This is a genomic window from Frankia sp. AiPa1 (genome assembly GCF_023243075.1).
Taxonomy (GTDB): Bacteria; Actinomycetota; Actinomycetes; order Frankiales; family Frankiaceae; genus Frankia.
Genome location: NZ_JALKFZ020000131.1, coordinates 1 through 13794, shown reverse-complemented (window position 1 = coordinate 13794; position 13794 = coordinate 1). Strand labels below are relative to the sequence as shown.

The following is a 13794-nucleotide window of genomic DNA, read 5'->3' as shown; positions in this document are numbered from 1 at the left end:
GGGCTGCTGGCGCAGACGCCGGTACGTCGGTACGTCGGGGCCGGCGGCCGCGGCGTACCGACGTACCGCCCCGTTTCAACCCCGTACGGTCTGCCGCTCGAGCTGACAGTCGGCGACGAGGATCGCGTGATGCAGCTCTCGCAGCGCTCGCCCTGGTTCCAGACCGAGTTCATCGCGCAGTACCGCTCGGGCCGACCGGTAGACCTTGAGCGCGTCACCTTGCCGTTCCGACCGGTACAGCGCAATCATGAGGTGCCGGTGGAAGGTCTCCCGCAGAGGGAACTCGGCTGTCAGCGCGTAGAGCCACCCCACCAGCTCACGGTGCCGGCCGAGCATGAGCTCGCATTCAGTCAACAGCTCGACCGTCTCTAGGCGGTGCTCCTCGAAGCGAGTCGAAAAATTTCGTACGGTGGGGCTTTCCCGCAGCTCGTCGAGAACGGGGCCGCGGTAGACCTCGAGCGCCGCACGAAGGCTGTCGGACGCCTCGTGATAATTCTCCGACCGATACAGGTATCGAGCGGAGCGGACATGTCGATCAAATTCATGGATGTCCATTTCTCCACTGCGGACGTTCATCACGTAGCCGGAGGTGCTTGTCTTCAGTGGTGACTCGGATCCGCCCCAGAGTTTACGCAGCCGTGACACATGGACGTGTACCGCTGCTACCGCACGGCTAGGTGGATTCGCGCCCCAGATCTCGTCCTGGAGCTGCTCGATTGTGGCGCCGTGCGGTGATTTGAGGAGCAGGTTCGCGAGGAGGATGGCTGGCTTGCGTGCGCTGGGGGTCAGGTTACGTTCTCCGTCGCATACCCGGAGCGGACCCAGGATCTTGTACTGCACGTGCTCCTCCGACCTTTGTCGCGGCTCGATTCAGACTCTCGGGCGCCGACCACCGCCGGACGCCATCCCCAGCGGGCGGCATGGCAGAGGGCCGGTAGCAGGCGGCAGGACAGAAGCTCCATCGACGTGGGACGCCCCCGCGGCGACGGCTGGATCTCGGATGGAGGACAGAAAGCCCTAATGGAGAACACACACTGGGCCCACGAGACAGCCTGGACCGCACCCGGAAGACAGTGGCGACCGGATCAGACGGGCCGGCTCGCTTCAGTGAACGGAACACGACGCTCACCGGCCAGAAAAACTGGGCGTGCGGGCGACAGAAAAGTGGTGCCGCTCACAACCGGGGACACGATGTTGTCACGACCAGGCCGAAATCGACGTGACGGCGACGCGACAGCACGAGAAGCGGTCTTCTCATCCGCACGACCCCTCTAGCAGACGCGATCAAGCCATACCACCAGCGCATTCATCCGACCAGGTGCACTTCCGACCATGCAGCCGACCTCGGGCACGACTGACGGACCAGCGCACTGAATCGGAGACATTCGACAGAATACGTACGGCTCTGTTCGTTGGCAAGCGCCTCCCACCCAGGATGCTGGGAGGCGACCGACGGCCGGCCCGGCTCGGAGGAGCGGCTTCATTCGCCGCCTCCGAGCATCACCTGTCTTCCGTTGCTGCGCCCGCGAGCGCTGCGGAGATCAGCTTCCCGGAGGAAGGATCGAGTAGTGCCCGTGCCAGGAAGCGCATTTTGAAAGGACACTTGTCGTATTTTCCGGCGGAAGCCTGGAACAGCACCCGAACCGTCATCGAAAAAGCGGCTTCATCGACACCCGGAGCATCTTTCGAAGCATTCGACCGAGCGGCACGGCATCGGCCCCGGTCCCCTTCGCGACGCCCGACGGCGAGGACCGGGCCAGCCCCGACGGACGAGGCCGGACAGCGCACGCGCGCTGGTCGGGAAGCCATCGGGCCGGCCACCTCGCCCCGGCACCCGACTCCACGGCAGCCACCACGACCCTTGCCGAAGCGCCGGGGCCAGGCATCCGGACGCCGCCCGTGCCACCCCCACCCCCCGACGGAAACACTACCGAAGACGTATTTAGTATTGAACCTAGTGGTTCATCTAACTATAGTGATCGATAATGTGTACTGCACACGTCCGGTGCCCCGCTCAGCCGGGAGTCGGGAGGAGAGGGAAGGAAAGACCCGTCGATCGGCCACCGGCACCGCCCGGACGGACGATCCCCGGCCTCAGCGCCGCCGGCTCGGGCAGGCGCGGCGCCCGCGTCGAAGCACGGTCGGTACCCCAGCACCCGGATCGAACCCCAGAGGTGGATGAACAGTCATGGCAGACGCGATGGGCCTGACCCATCTCGAGGTGCGGCCGATGACCGCTCACACGGGTGCGGACATCGGCGGGATCGATCTGGGTGCGGACCTTGACGACACCACGGTCGCGCAGCTACGGGCGGCTCTGCTGCGCTGGAAGGTGCTGTTCTTCCGGCAGCAGTCCATCGGCCATCGCGAGCACGTGGCTTTCGCGCGCCGGTTCGGCGCGCCCACCCGCGCCCACCCGCACGAGGACGAGACACCGCCGGGCTTTCCCGAGGTACTTGCCCTGGACAGCCGGCGCTATGAGGCCACCTTCGGCCGGAAGTGGGCCGCGTTCGACAACGGCTGGCACTCCGATGTGACAGCGCTGGTCAACCCGCCGGCCGGCGCCGTCCTGCGGGCGCAGCAGGTCCCCCGGTACGGCGGGGACACCGTGTGGACGAATCTCGTCGCGGCCTACCGGGGTATGCCCGGCCCGCTGCGGGACCTGGCCGATCAGCTGCGGGCCCGACACAGCTTCGGTCACACCCACGAGACGGGTGGTTCCTACGCGGGCCGGGACGCGCGCAGTCCGCTGGTGGCCATCCACCCAGTCGTGCGCGTCCATCCGGAGACCGGGGAACGCGCCCTGTTCGTCAGCCCCAGTTTCACGCTCGCGGACCAGCAGGTCATCGGGCTCTCGCCGCGCCAGAGCCAGGATGTCCTGGCCATGTTCCACCGTGAGATCACCCGGTTCGAGTACACGGTCCGATTCCGCTGGGAGCCGGGGAGCGTGGCGTTCTGGGACAACCGCGCTACCGCCCACCTGGTGCCGGGTGACCTCAACGACCTCGACTTCGATTTCGACCGGGTGCTCTACCGGGTAACCCTCGAAGGCGACATCCCGGTGGGCGTGGACGGCCGGCCTTCCGAACTCGTCTCCGGCCCGCGCTACGCGGGAACCGGCCCGGCCACCACACCGACCGGCCCGGCCGGGGACCCCGGACGGGCGCATCCACCGGCGGGGTGGGAACGCGAGCACCGGTGAGCACAGTACGTCGATCGGCGCCGGCCGGGCCTGGTCCTTCGTGCCTCGAGCCGGTCTGGCCGCCGCGCCACCAGGCACCGGGGGTGGCGCTCGCCTCCCGCCGCCATATCGACTACGGGCGGCTGAGTAGCACTCTCTGTCGACGCTGACCACGGTCGGCACCGACCACAGACAACACCGACCGGGACGACGCTGTCCGCGGTCGACGCCGAACACACCGATACCGGCCGGGGTCAGGCCCCAGGGACCGGTGTCCATCCCGCCGCAAGCCGCCCTGCCCCCGGCCGGGGCCAGTCCACCTGTCAACCGCCGATGGCCACTGTCGCCCTTCATGTCGTCCTTCTCGGGGAGTCCTTCCTTGTCTCGAGCACAATCCCTCCGACGTTTCGGGCGGGTCCGAACCCTTGTCATCCCCGTACTGGCGGCCGCCCTGGCCGCCAGCGCCTGTGGGTCCGACAGCGCTGGCGGGGCCGGCGGGTCACCGAAGTCCGGTGGCACCCTCACCTTCGCCTTCGGCAGCGACCCCACCTGCCTGGATCCCCAGCAGATCCAGCTCAGCGAGGGACTGACGATCGGCCGGGAGGTCGTGGACACCCTGACCGATCAGGACCCGAAGACCCTCAGGATCGTCCCCTGGCTGGCCGAGCGGTGGGATGTCAGCCCGGACGCGAAGACGTTCACCTTCCATCTGCGCAGTGGCGTCACTTTCAGTGACGGCGCTGTCTTCGACGCCACCGCGGTGCAGAAGAACTTCGACGCCGTGGTGGCCCTCGGCGCCAAGGCGACGCTGGGCTACGCCTATCTCAGCGGCTACGTGCGCACGGTGGTCGTGGACGCCCACACTGCGCGGGTCGAGTTCAAGGCGCCGAACGCCCAGTTCCTCCAGGCCACGACGACGCCCAGCCTCGGTTTCGTCTCGCCGGCCAGCCTGAGCCGCACCCCGGCCCAGCGGTGCTCACAGCCCCCGGTCGGCTCCGGGCCGTTCGTCGTCGACAGTTATGCCCCCAACCAGCGCGTCACGCTCAGCCGGCGCACGGACTACGCCTGGGCGTCTCCGCTCGCCCGCCACACCGGCGCGGCCTACCTCAACAAGATTGTCTTCACGGTGGTCGCCGAGTCCGGTGTGCGCACCGGCAGCCTGAAGTCGGGCCAGGTCGACGGCATCTCGCAGGTCTCGCCGCAGGACGCGCTCGGTCTGGAGAAACAGGACCTCGTCCTGCTCCCGACCATCCACTCCGGAATCGTGTCGAACCTGCACGCGAGCCCGAGCCCCGATCGCCCGGTCCTGCGCGACCCGAGTGTGCTGCCCGCCGTCCAGCGCGCGATCAATCGCAAACAGCTCGTCGACACCCTCCTCAACGACGACTTCAAGCCGGCGACAAGCATCCTGGGCGGCAACACGCCGGGCCACACCGATCTCAGCTCGCTGATCAGCTTCGATCCCGCCGCCGCGAAGAAGCTGCTCGACACCGGTGGATGGCAGCCGGGCCGGGACGGCATCAGGACCAAGGACGGCCGGCGACTGCACCTTGACGTGCTGTGGGTGCCGTCCGGTTTCGGCCCGGAGCAGTCGGTCCTCGAACTCATCCAGCAGCAGCTCGCCGAGGTCGGCATCGAGCTCGGCGTGAAACGGCTCTCCCTCGCCCAGTTCACGCCGCTGTACCAGTCCAACGCCTACGACCTGTTCTGGGCCCGCGGGACGACCCGCGCCGATCCGGACATCCTGCGGACCATCTTCGGGTCCAAGAAGCCGGCGGCACCCGGCTCGGCCCAGGCGGGCATCGACAAACTCCTCAACGACCAGAACGCGACCGTCGACACGACCCGCCGCAACCAGCTGGTCGAGCAGGCGCAGCGCCGGATCCTGGAGGCCGGCTACGGCATTCCCGTCTTCGAGCAGACCTCGATCATGGGCTTCTCGCCAAAGGTGAAGGGCGTGACGTTCACCGCGCACTCCTGGCTGCAGTTCTTCGACACCTGGATCGCCAGCTGACCCGCTGTGGGCCGGCCGGTCCGCGCGGGTGGGGACCGGCCGGCCCACGCACGACACCTGACGGGGACGCAACGATGAAGACATATCTGGTGCGCCGTCTGCTGCAGGCGCTGTTCGTCCTGTGGTCGGCGTACACCGTCTGTTTCGCGGTGCTGTACCTGCTGCCGAGCGACCCGGTGTCGCTCATGGTCAGCGCCGGAGCCGAGCAGGGTTCGGTCGACGATGCGCAGGTCGAGAACCTGCGGGCGCAGTATGGACTGAACCGGCCGGTCGCCGTTCAGTACGTGGACCACCTCTGGCATGCGGTACGCGGTGACTTCGGCGTCTCGGTGCAGAGCGGCCGAAGCGTCACCCAGATCTTCCTCGACGTACTGCCGGCCACCCTGGAGCTGGCGGCGGCGGCGTTCGTGCTCGCCGTGCTGCTCGGCGTCGGCCTGGCCTACTGGGGCACCTTCGCCCGATGGTCCTGGGCCCGTCAGCTGCTGTTGTCGATTCCCCCGTTCTGGGCATCGCTGCCGACCTTCTGGACTGGTCTGATGCTGATCCAGCTCGTCTCCTTCCGATGGGGACTGCTGCCGGCGACCGGGAACGACGGCAGCCGCAGCCTGCTGCTACCCGCGGTCACCCTCGCCCTGCCGACCGCGGCCGGCCTCGCCCAGGTGTTCGCCCGCAGCCTGCGCGCCACCCAGACGGAGCACTACGTCACGACCGCCGCGGCAAAGGGTGCCTCGCCGCGGCGAATACGCCTGCGGCACTGCGCACGCAACGCCGCCCTGCCGGCACTGACTCTCGCCGGCGTGTGGGCGGGCAACCTGCTCGCCGGCTCCGTGGTCGTGGAGACCGTCTTCTCCCGATCGGGGGTCGGGCGAACCACCGCGACCGCGGTGAGCACCCAGGACATTCCAGTAGTGCTCGGGCTGGTGATCCTCAGCTCGGCGCTGTTCACGGTGGTCAACCTGGCCGTGGACCTCACCTATCCGCTGCTGGACCCGCGGATCGTGCACCTCGCCGCGGAACCCCGTTGAAAGCGTGGCCACGTTGACCGAATCACCCGCAGTGACCGCCGCGGTCACGGTCGGCAGCCCGCTGTCCGAGGCCGGCCGGACCGCGCCGCCGTCCGTTCCCGAGAGGCCGCCGGCGACCGGCGTCGGTCGGCGCCTGGCGCACGCCGCCGGCTATCTGCTCCGCCGTCCCGGGCTGTCCCTGTCACTGCTGTTCCTGCTCGCCGTGCTCATCGCAGCCTTCTTCCCGGACCTGCTGACGGCGGACAACCCGCTGCGCGGCGACGTGACCGAACGGCTGCGCGGCCCGAGCAGTGAGCACTGGTTCGGCACCGACCAGCTCGGCCGCGACCTGTTCGCCCGAATGGTGCATGGTGCGGCGCGGTCCCTGCAGGCCACCGTGCTCGCGGTGGCGGTCGGCCTGGCCATCGGGGCGACGCTGGGCCTGGTGTCGGGTTTCGTCGGCGGCCGGACCGACGCCGTGATCATGAGGCTGGTCGACCTGGCCCTGGCCATCCCGGCCCTACTGCTGGCCCTCGCGCTGATCACCGCGCTCGGCTTCGGCACCGTGAACGTCGCGCTCGCGGTCGGAGCGACGAGCGTGGCTGCCTTCGCCCGAGTCACCCGCGCCGAGGTGCTGCGGGTACGCACGGCAGTGTTCGTCGAGGCGGCGGTGTCCTGCGGGGCACGCCGCGACCAGGTGCTCGTTCGCCACGTGCTGCCGCATTCGTGGGGGCCGGTCCTCGTCCTGGCCGCGTTGGAGTTCGGCACTGCCATCCTGGCCGTCTCGGCGCTGAGCTTCCTCGGGTTCGGGGCGGCGCCGCCGACACCCGAGTGGGGCTCGCTAGTGGCGGACGGTCGGGATTACCTCGGCACCTCCTGGTGGCTGACGACCATGCCGGGACTGACCGTGGTCGCGACCGTCCTGGCCGCCAACCGGGTCGCCCGCGCGGTCGAGGGAGAACGGGGGACGGGACGATGACCGACTCATCGGACGGCGTGCTGCTGGCGGTACGCGGCCTACGGGTCTCCTATCACCGTGGCCCGACGGCCACCGAGGTGGTGCACGACATCGACCTCGACGTCCGTCCCGGCCAGGTCGTCGCTCTGGTGGGCGAGTCGGGATCGGGCAAGAGCACCACCGCGCACGCCGTGATCGGTCTGCTCCCGACCGGGGGTCGGATCGAGGCCGGATCCGTCCGGTTCGCCGGGGTCGACCTGACGGCGTTGCCAGCGGCCGGGCTGCGTGCCTACCGGGGGCAGGAGATCGCACTCGTTCCGCAGGACCCGACGGTGTCGTTGAACCCGGTGCAGCGGATCGGTGTCCAGGTCGCCGAAGTGCTCCGGGTCCACGGACTGGCCACCCGGCGCAGTGCGCCGGCCGCGGCCGTCGCCGCCCTGGCCCGGGCCGGCCTGCCCGATCCGGAGTTGCGGGCCCGGCAGTACCCGCATGAGCTCTCCGGTGGCATGCGGCAGCGGGCACTGATCGCGATCGCCTTCGCCGCCGAGCCCAGGCTCCTGATCGCCGACGAGCCGACCAGCGCACTCGACGTGACGATCCAGCGTCGCATCCTGGACCAGATGGGAAAGATGATCAGCGAGCGGGGGACGGCCGTCCTGCTCATCACCCACGATCTCGCCGTGGCCGCCGACCGCGCCGACGAGATCGTGGTGATGTCCGGCGGGCACGTGGTGGAACGCGGTACGTCCCGCCAGATCCTGCGTGACCCGTCCCACCCGTACACCCGCCGACTGATCTCCGACGCACCCGGCCTCGCTCTCGCCGACGTGTCCGCCGCATCGACCAGCCCACAGACGCCCACGCGGACTCAGCACGAAAAACCGCAGACGACGCACACCGTGCAACCGCGCACCGCGGCACAGTCCGAGACAACGATCCAGGCCAGCACAGCGCAGCAGCCCGACCCACCGCCCCAGGAGCCGAAGCCACCGGAGCCGACAGCGTTGCTGGTGGTCGAGGGCCTGGTCAAGGACTTTCCACTGCCCCGGACCTCGACCGGTCGACGCTCGGTCCGCGCCGTCGACGACGTCAGCTTCGCCATCGGTCGCGGCGAGACGTTCGCCCTGGTGGGCGAGTCGGGATCTGGCAAGTCCACCACCGCCCGGCTGGCACTGCGCCTGATGGACCCCACCGCCGGTCGGATCCACCTCTGCGGCGTCGACATCACCGATCTGCGCGGCGCGGCGCTGCGCCGGCTGCGCCGACGCATGCAGGTGGTCTACCAGAACCCCTACGCCTCCCTCGATCCACGGTTCAGCGTCGCCGAGGCGATCGAGCAGCCGCTACGGCTGTTCGGCGTCGGCTCGCGGGCAACCCGCCGCTCCCGGGTCCGGGAGCTGCTGTCGCAGGTCGCGCTTCCGGAGCACCTTCTCGATCGCCGCCCCGCCGAGCTCTCCGGTGGTCAGCGGCAACGCGTCGCCATCGCCCGCGCCCTGTCGCTGCATCCCGACCTGGTCGTCTGCGACGAGCCGCTGTCCGCCCTCGACGTCACCGTGCAGGCGCAGATCCTCGATCTGCTCGCCTCACTTCAGACGGAACTCGGCCTGTCGTACCTGTTCATCACCCACGACCTCGCGGTGGTCCGCACGATCGCGGACCGGATCGGGGTCATGCGCACCGGCCGCCTCGTGGAGGTCGCCACCGGCGAGGAGCTGTTCGACAATCCCCGCCACGAGTACACCCGGGAACTGCTCGACGCCATCCCCGGCCGGCTTTCCGGATTTAGCGCCCGATAAGGCGACTGTCAGTCGCGTACGCGACGATGGCCCCAGAAAACGAACGCCGCATCAGCCACGGAAAACGCGGTGTGGACGGTAGCAAAACGTCTTTGCCGACCGTCCGCCCTCTCCGGGTTCGGCGCTTCCGACGTTCTGCTCGCGGTGAGGAGGAGCTGGGGCCGTGGCGCATCTGACGGTGGACGAATCTTGTTGTGTGGGCGCCGGACGATGCGTCTCGGTGGCCCCGGAACTGTTCGATCAGAATGAGGACGGGTTGGTCGTGGCGATCCGTGCGGTGGTACCCGCGGGAGAGTTGCCGGCTGCGCACGAGGCCGCGGACCTGTGCCCGGCCCGGGCGATAACAGTCACGGACTGACCGAACACGCGGTCGCCGTCTCCTCCCGCCGTGCTGCGGACCTGCGCCGTACGGGCGTACAGGCATGCCTGTACGCCCGTGTGCAGAGGGCTGGTTGCGGACGAACGAGGAATCCCCACTCGCCTGGAAAAGGAATACCCACAGATCAGGAAGGAGGTGGAAAGTGTCCGACCAGTCTACCGTGCCGGTTATCACCGAACCCCCCGATGTCCCCGAGTTTCCCACCGCCCGCAGCTGCCCCTTCGCGGAACCCGCCGGATATCCCGCGTTGCGCACGCGCGGCCCGCTCGCCCAGGTCACGCTGTACAACGGCCGCCGGGCGTGGATCGTCACCGGTTACGACGAGGGACGCCGGGTCCTCGCCGACCACGGATCGTTCTCCTCGGTACGCGCCGACCCCCGGTTCCCGGCCACCGCGCCACGGTTCGAGGCGGCCCGCGCGGTCCGCAACTTCATCGGCATGGACCCACCGGAGCACACCACCCAGCGGCGCATGCTGACCGCCAGCTTCACCGTTCGCCGGATCAACGCCTTCCGGCCCAGGATCCAGCAGATCGTCGACGAGTTGCTGGACGGTGTGCGGAGCCGCGGGACGAGCGCGGATCTGGTACCGGGGTTCGCGCTGCCGGTGCCTTCGACCGTGATCTGCGACCTGCTCGGTGTCCCCTATGACGACCACGCGTTCTTCGAGAGCCAGGCTCGCCGCATCGTGCACGGCGACTCCAGCCAGGAGGACAGCGCGGACGCCTTCACCCGGATCCGGATCTACCTGGAGGAACTGATCCAGGCCAAGCGCGCAAATCGCGGCGAGGGCCTGCTCGACGAGCTGATCACCCTGTACGTCGACCAGGGGGAACTGGACACCCTCACCCTCGCCGAGATCTCCCTGCTGCTCCTGGTGGCCGGGCACGAGACCACGGCCAACGCCATCGCGCTGGGCATACTCACGCTGCTGGAACGTCCCGACGTGCTCGCGCGGGTCGACACCGATCTCAGCGTGGTCGCCAACATCGTGGACGAGCTGCTGCGCCACCTCTCGATCGCGGACGGCGCCGCTCGGTTCGCGACCCGGGATGTGGAAGTCGCCGGTCAGGCCATCCGGGAGGGCGACGGCATCATCGTCGCCATCGCGGCCATGAACCGCGATGCGGCCATCTTCGGTGAACCGGACACCTTCGATCCGCACCGCTCGGCCCGCCGCCACGTCGCCTTCGGCTACGGGATCCATCAATGCCTGGGGCAGAACCTGGCCCGGGCCGAGCTGGAGATCGCGCTGACCACGCTGTTCCGGCGGATCCCCGACCTGCGTCTTGCCGTCGACCTCGGTGATGTTCAGCTGCGTCACCCGGCCGGGCTGCACGGCGTCGTCAGCCTGCCTGTCAGCTGGGGAACCCGGAGCGCGAGCTGATGGCGCCGACCGGGCAGCGCACCGACCTGCTCGCGGCGGCCTCGACGTTCCTGACCGGGCACCTGCCCGATCTGGCCGCCTCGACGACGGATCTGGATTCCCGCATCCCTGCCGGTGACTCCGCCGCGTTGGGGAAGCTGGCGACCGAACCCGACGTCGCCGGCGTCGTCCGGATCGTCAACCTGACCGAACGGGTACTCGGCGGACACGGCGAGATCACTCCGGTGCCGCGCACGGGACAGGTCCGCTACTACGAGGACGAGATCCACACGGCCGACGGCACGCTGATCGGCACGACGTCCGGACGGCTGGAGGTCGTCCACGAACGTCCGGGCGATGGGCACGGGTTCGCGGTACGGACCGAGGAGGTCCACCTGTTCGGCACGCTCTTTCACTTCTCCGGCCTCAACGACCTCACTGCCGAGTTCGCCGGTGCCTACGTGTCGGTGCCCGGTTTCGCCGTCGCCGGTGAGCTCGCCGGCTGGTCCGCGATCCGCAGCATCCACATGACGCCGACGCCGTTCGTGTCGACGGTCCAGCTGGTCCTCGCCCGGTGACCCACCGACGCGCCGGGCACCGCGCCCTTCCTGACTCCGACCGCCCACTCACCAGAGAAGGATGATGATGAGCATCCGTCGATCGACGACAGCCTCCGCGCTGATCTCGGGATCCGTACTCACCGCCGCTCTGATCGCGGCCACCCGCCTGCTGTCTGTCTCCCCATCCACCCTACGCCCAGGCGGCACCGGGGCCACCCAGCCCGCCGCCGGTACCGGGAGCGCCGAAGCCGCCGACGAGTCGGGCGGACTGTCTGTCGTGCACGAGGGGATCTGGGAACCGCAGATCAAGAACGAACAGAATGTCAACGTCGCCGACCCGCAGGTCGGCCAGATCGGCATTTACCACGACGAGCTCTACGACTCTGCCCGCGAGCTGCTGGGGATCAGCATCGGCCGGTACGAGATCCGCTACAAGAAGGTGCACGGCGCGGTCCTCACCTACTACTCGGAGGACCTGTTCCTGCGAGACGGAGTCATCCACGCCGAGGGCTGGGCCGACTTCAACGATGTCAAGAACGGCGTCTGGGTTGGCTACCCGGCGGTCGGTCTCGACGGCGTGTACCGCGGCCTGGACGGCCGCCGGGAATGGCGAGTAATCGAGCCCGACCAGCCGGTCGAGGCACGCATCGCCCTGTACGGCTGACCGACAACCACGCCGACGGCGGGCGGCGGCACGCCACACCGACCAGCGCACCGATCCGGCGTGCACCCGGTGGTCGTGCGCCGACCCGCCGACCAGCTGCGAAAGGACCGACGTGGAGGCGACTGAGATACATCTGCTGTCCGCGGGATCGGCACTGCCCGGACCAGCGGTGGACAACACTTCGCTGGCCCGGCGATTCGGGATGGACACGCTCTGGGAACAGTGGGTCGACACCTTCGTCGGTACCCGGAGCCGGCACCTCGCCGTCGATCTCGACACCGGCGAGGTCGGCGCGTCCCTGGCCGATCTCGGCGAGAGCGCGGCCCGCGCGGCGCTTAGCCGGGCCGGCCTACGGGCTGAGGACGTCGATGTGATCGTCATGGCCACCGCGACACCGGACAGCCTGATGCCGGCGACCGTGAACGTCATAGCCGACCGCCTCGGAGTCGACCAGGTCTCCAGTTACCAGCTCCAGTCCGGCTGTTCGGGCGCAGTGCAGGCGCTCGACCTGGCCAGTCAGATCCTGCGGTCGGGTCGGCACCGAACCGCGCTCGTGCTCGGCGGTGATGTGATCGCCCGGTTCTACGACCTGGACGTCGATCTGCGCTCCGTGCCTCCTGCGGAACTGGTCAACTTCGTCCTGTTCGGCGACGGGGCGGGAGCGGCCGTCCTGCGTACCGACCCCGGGCCGGGATCGGTGATGGTGCGCTCGGTGCTCACCCGGCTTGTCGGCCTGGGCCGGGCACCGGGCGCGACCCTGGAATGGTTCGGGCCGGCCAACCGCGGCGGACCGCATGAGCGCCCCGCGGCCACGGAGGACTACAAGGCGATTGAGGAACACGTCCCCGTGATGTCGCACGAGGTCCTGCACGAGCTGCTCGACGAACTCGAGTGGAAGGGCGACGACGTCGACTATCTGCTGCCACCACAGCTCTCGGGCCGGATGACGGCGCTCATCAGCAAGCGTCTCGGCGTCGGTTCGTCCCAGGTGAGCTGCGTGGACCGGACCGGCAACGTCGGCAACGCCATCGTGTTCTTCCAGCTCGAACAGCTGCTGAGGGAGATCGGCCCGGGTGAACGCGCCGTAGTCGTGTCGATCGAGTCGAGCAAGTGGATCAAATCCGGGCTGGCGCTGGAAGCGACCTGACCCATAACCGCCACACATCCCGGTGCCGCCAGCGCGAGCCCGGCGATCAGCAAGGAGACCCCGACTCCCATGTCCACCGACTCGACGTCGAACGAGGACCGACTGCGCGCCTATCTACGGCGGGTCACCAACGACCTGGTGCAGGCCCGCCAGCAGCTGGCCGAGGTCACGGCCGCCCGCGAGGAGCCGATCGCGATCGTGGGCATGGCCTGTCGCTATCCGGGCGGGGTGCGCTCTCCGGAGGACCTGTGGGACCTGGTCGACGCCGGCCGGGACGTGATCTCCGAGTTTCCCACCAACCGCGGCTGGGATCTCGATGCCCTCTACGATCCCGACCCCGACCGGACGGGGACGTCGTACACCCGCTCCGGCGGGTTCCTCCACGACGCCGATCTCTTCGACGCCGAGTTCTTCGGGATCAGCCCACGGGAGGCGCTCGCGGTCGACCCCCAGCAGCGCCTACTGCTGGAGATCAGCTGGGAGGCCTTCGAACGGGCCGGGATCGACCCACGGACGCTGCGCGGCAGCCGAACCGGCGTGTTCGCGGGAGTCATGTACGACGACTACGGGTCTCGCCTGCAACGCTATCCCGAGGGGCTGGAGGGCTTCATCGGCACGGGCAGCGCGGGCAGCGTCGCCTCCGGCCGGGTGGCCTACACCTTCGGTCTGCGCGGGCCGGCGGTGACCGTGGACACCGCCTGCTCGTCCTCGCTGGTCGCACTGCA

General features: G+C 69.0%; 12 protein-coding genes. 11 read left to right on the top strand and 1 reads right to left on the bottom strand.

The window, feature by feature from the left end; translation table 11 throughout:
* Window positions 1-75 precede the first annotated feature (75 nt).
* Window positions 76-840, bottom strand: a complete 765-nt coding sequence (locus MXD95_RS28935; protein ID WP_250640917.1) for an AfsR/SARP family transcriptional regulator — start codon at window positions 838-840, stop codon at window positions 76-78.
* 1348 nt (window positions 841-2188) lie between these two features.
* On the opposite strand from MXD95_RS28935, the gene MXD95_RS13300 reads away from it, so the two are divergent.
* The 11 genes from MXD95_RS13300 to MXD95_RS13250 form a co-directional block, all read left to right on the top strand.
* Complete coding sequence (locus MXD95_RS13300; RefSeq protein ID WP_250640916.1) at window positions 2189-3202, top strand: TauD/TfdA dioxygenase family protein; 1014 nt, start codon at window positions 2189-2191, stop codon at window positions 3200-3202.
* 358 nt (window positions 3203-3560) lie between these two features.
* Window positions 3561-5195: an ABC transporter substrate-binding protein gene (locus MXD95_RS13295; protein WP_250640915.1), complete on the top strand. Its 1635-nt coding sequence runs from the start codon at window positions 3561-3563 to the stop codon at window positions 5193-5195.
* A gap of 74 nt (window positions 5196-5269) precedes the next feature.
* The gene (locus MXD95_RS13290; RefSeq protein WP_250640914.1) at window positions 5270-6220 is read left to right on the top strand and encodes an ABC transporter permease; all 951 of its coding nucleotides are present in this window, start codon (window positions 5270-5272) and stop codon (window positions 6218-6220) included.
* 4 nt (window positions 6221-6224) lie between these two features.
* Entirely contained in the window at window positions 6225-7178 is a 954-nt protein-coding gene (locus tag MXD95_RS13285) for an ABC transporter permease (RefSeq protein ID WP_480024046.1), read from the top strand.
* Complete coding sequence (locus MXD95_RS13280) at window positions 7175-8953, top strand: dipeptide ABC transporter ATP-binding protein (protein ID WP_250640912.1); 1779 nt, start codon at window positions 7175-7177, stop codon at window positions 8951-8953. The genes MXD95_RS13285 and MXD95_RS13280 overlap by 4 nt, the downstream gene beginning before the upstream one ends.
* Window positions 8954-9116: 163 nt before the next feature.
* A complete protein-coding gene (locus MXD95_RS13275) occupies window positions 9117-9311 on the top strand; it encodes a ferredoxin (RefSeq protein ID WP_250640911.1) in 195 nt (64 codons plus the stop codon).
* 163 nt (window positions 9312-9474) lie between these two features.
* Window positions 9475-10719 (top strand): cytochrome P450, encoded by a 1245-nt coding sequence (locus MXD95_RS13270; protein ID WP_250640910.1) that lies wholly within the window; start codon window positions 9475-9477, stop codon window positions 10717-10719.
* Window positions 10719-11276, top strand: a complete 558-nt coding sequence (locus MXD95_RS13265; RefSeq protein ID WP_250640909.1) for an allene oxide cyclase barrel-like domain-containing protein — start codon at window positions 10719-10721, stop codon at window positions 11274-11276. The genes MXD95_RS13270 and MXD95_RS13265 overlap by 1 nt, the downstream gene beginning before the upstream one ends.
* A 67-nt stretch (window positions 11277-11343) precedes the next feature.
* The gene (locus MXD95_RS13260; protein ID WP_250640908.1) at window positions 11344-11922 is read left to right on the top strand and encodes an allene oxide cyclase barrel-like domain-containing protein; all 579 of its coding nucleotides are present in this window, start codon (window positions 11344-11346) and stop codon (window positions 11920-11922) included.
* A 112-nt stretch (window positions 11923-12034) separates the two neighbouring features.
* Window positions 12035-13069 carry a 3-oxoacyl-ACP synthase III family protein gene (locus MXD95_RS13255; RefSeq protein ID WP_250640907.1) on the top strand — a complete coding sequence of 345 codons (1035 nt, stop codon included), beginning with the start codon at window positions 12035-12037 and terminating at the stop codon, window positions 13067-13069.
* 69 nt (window positions 13070-13138) lie between these two features.
* A partial coding sequence (locus MXD95_RS13250) for a beta-ketoacyl synthase N-terminal-like domain-containing protein (protein ID WP_250640906.1) occupies window positions 13139-13794 on the top strand: 656 nt, incomplete at its 3' end.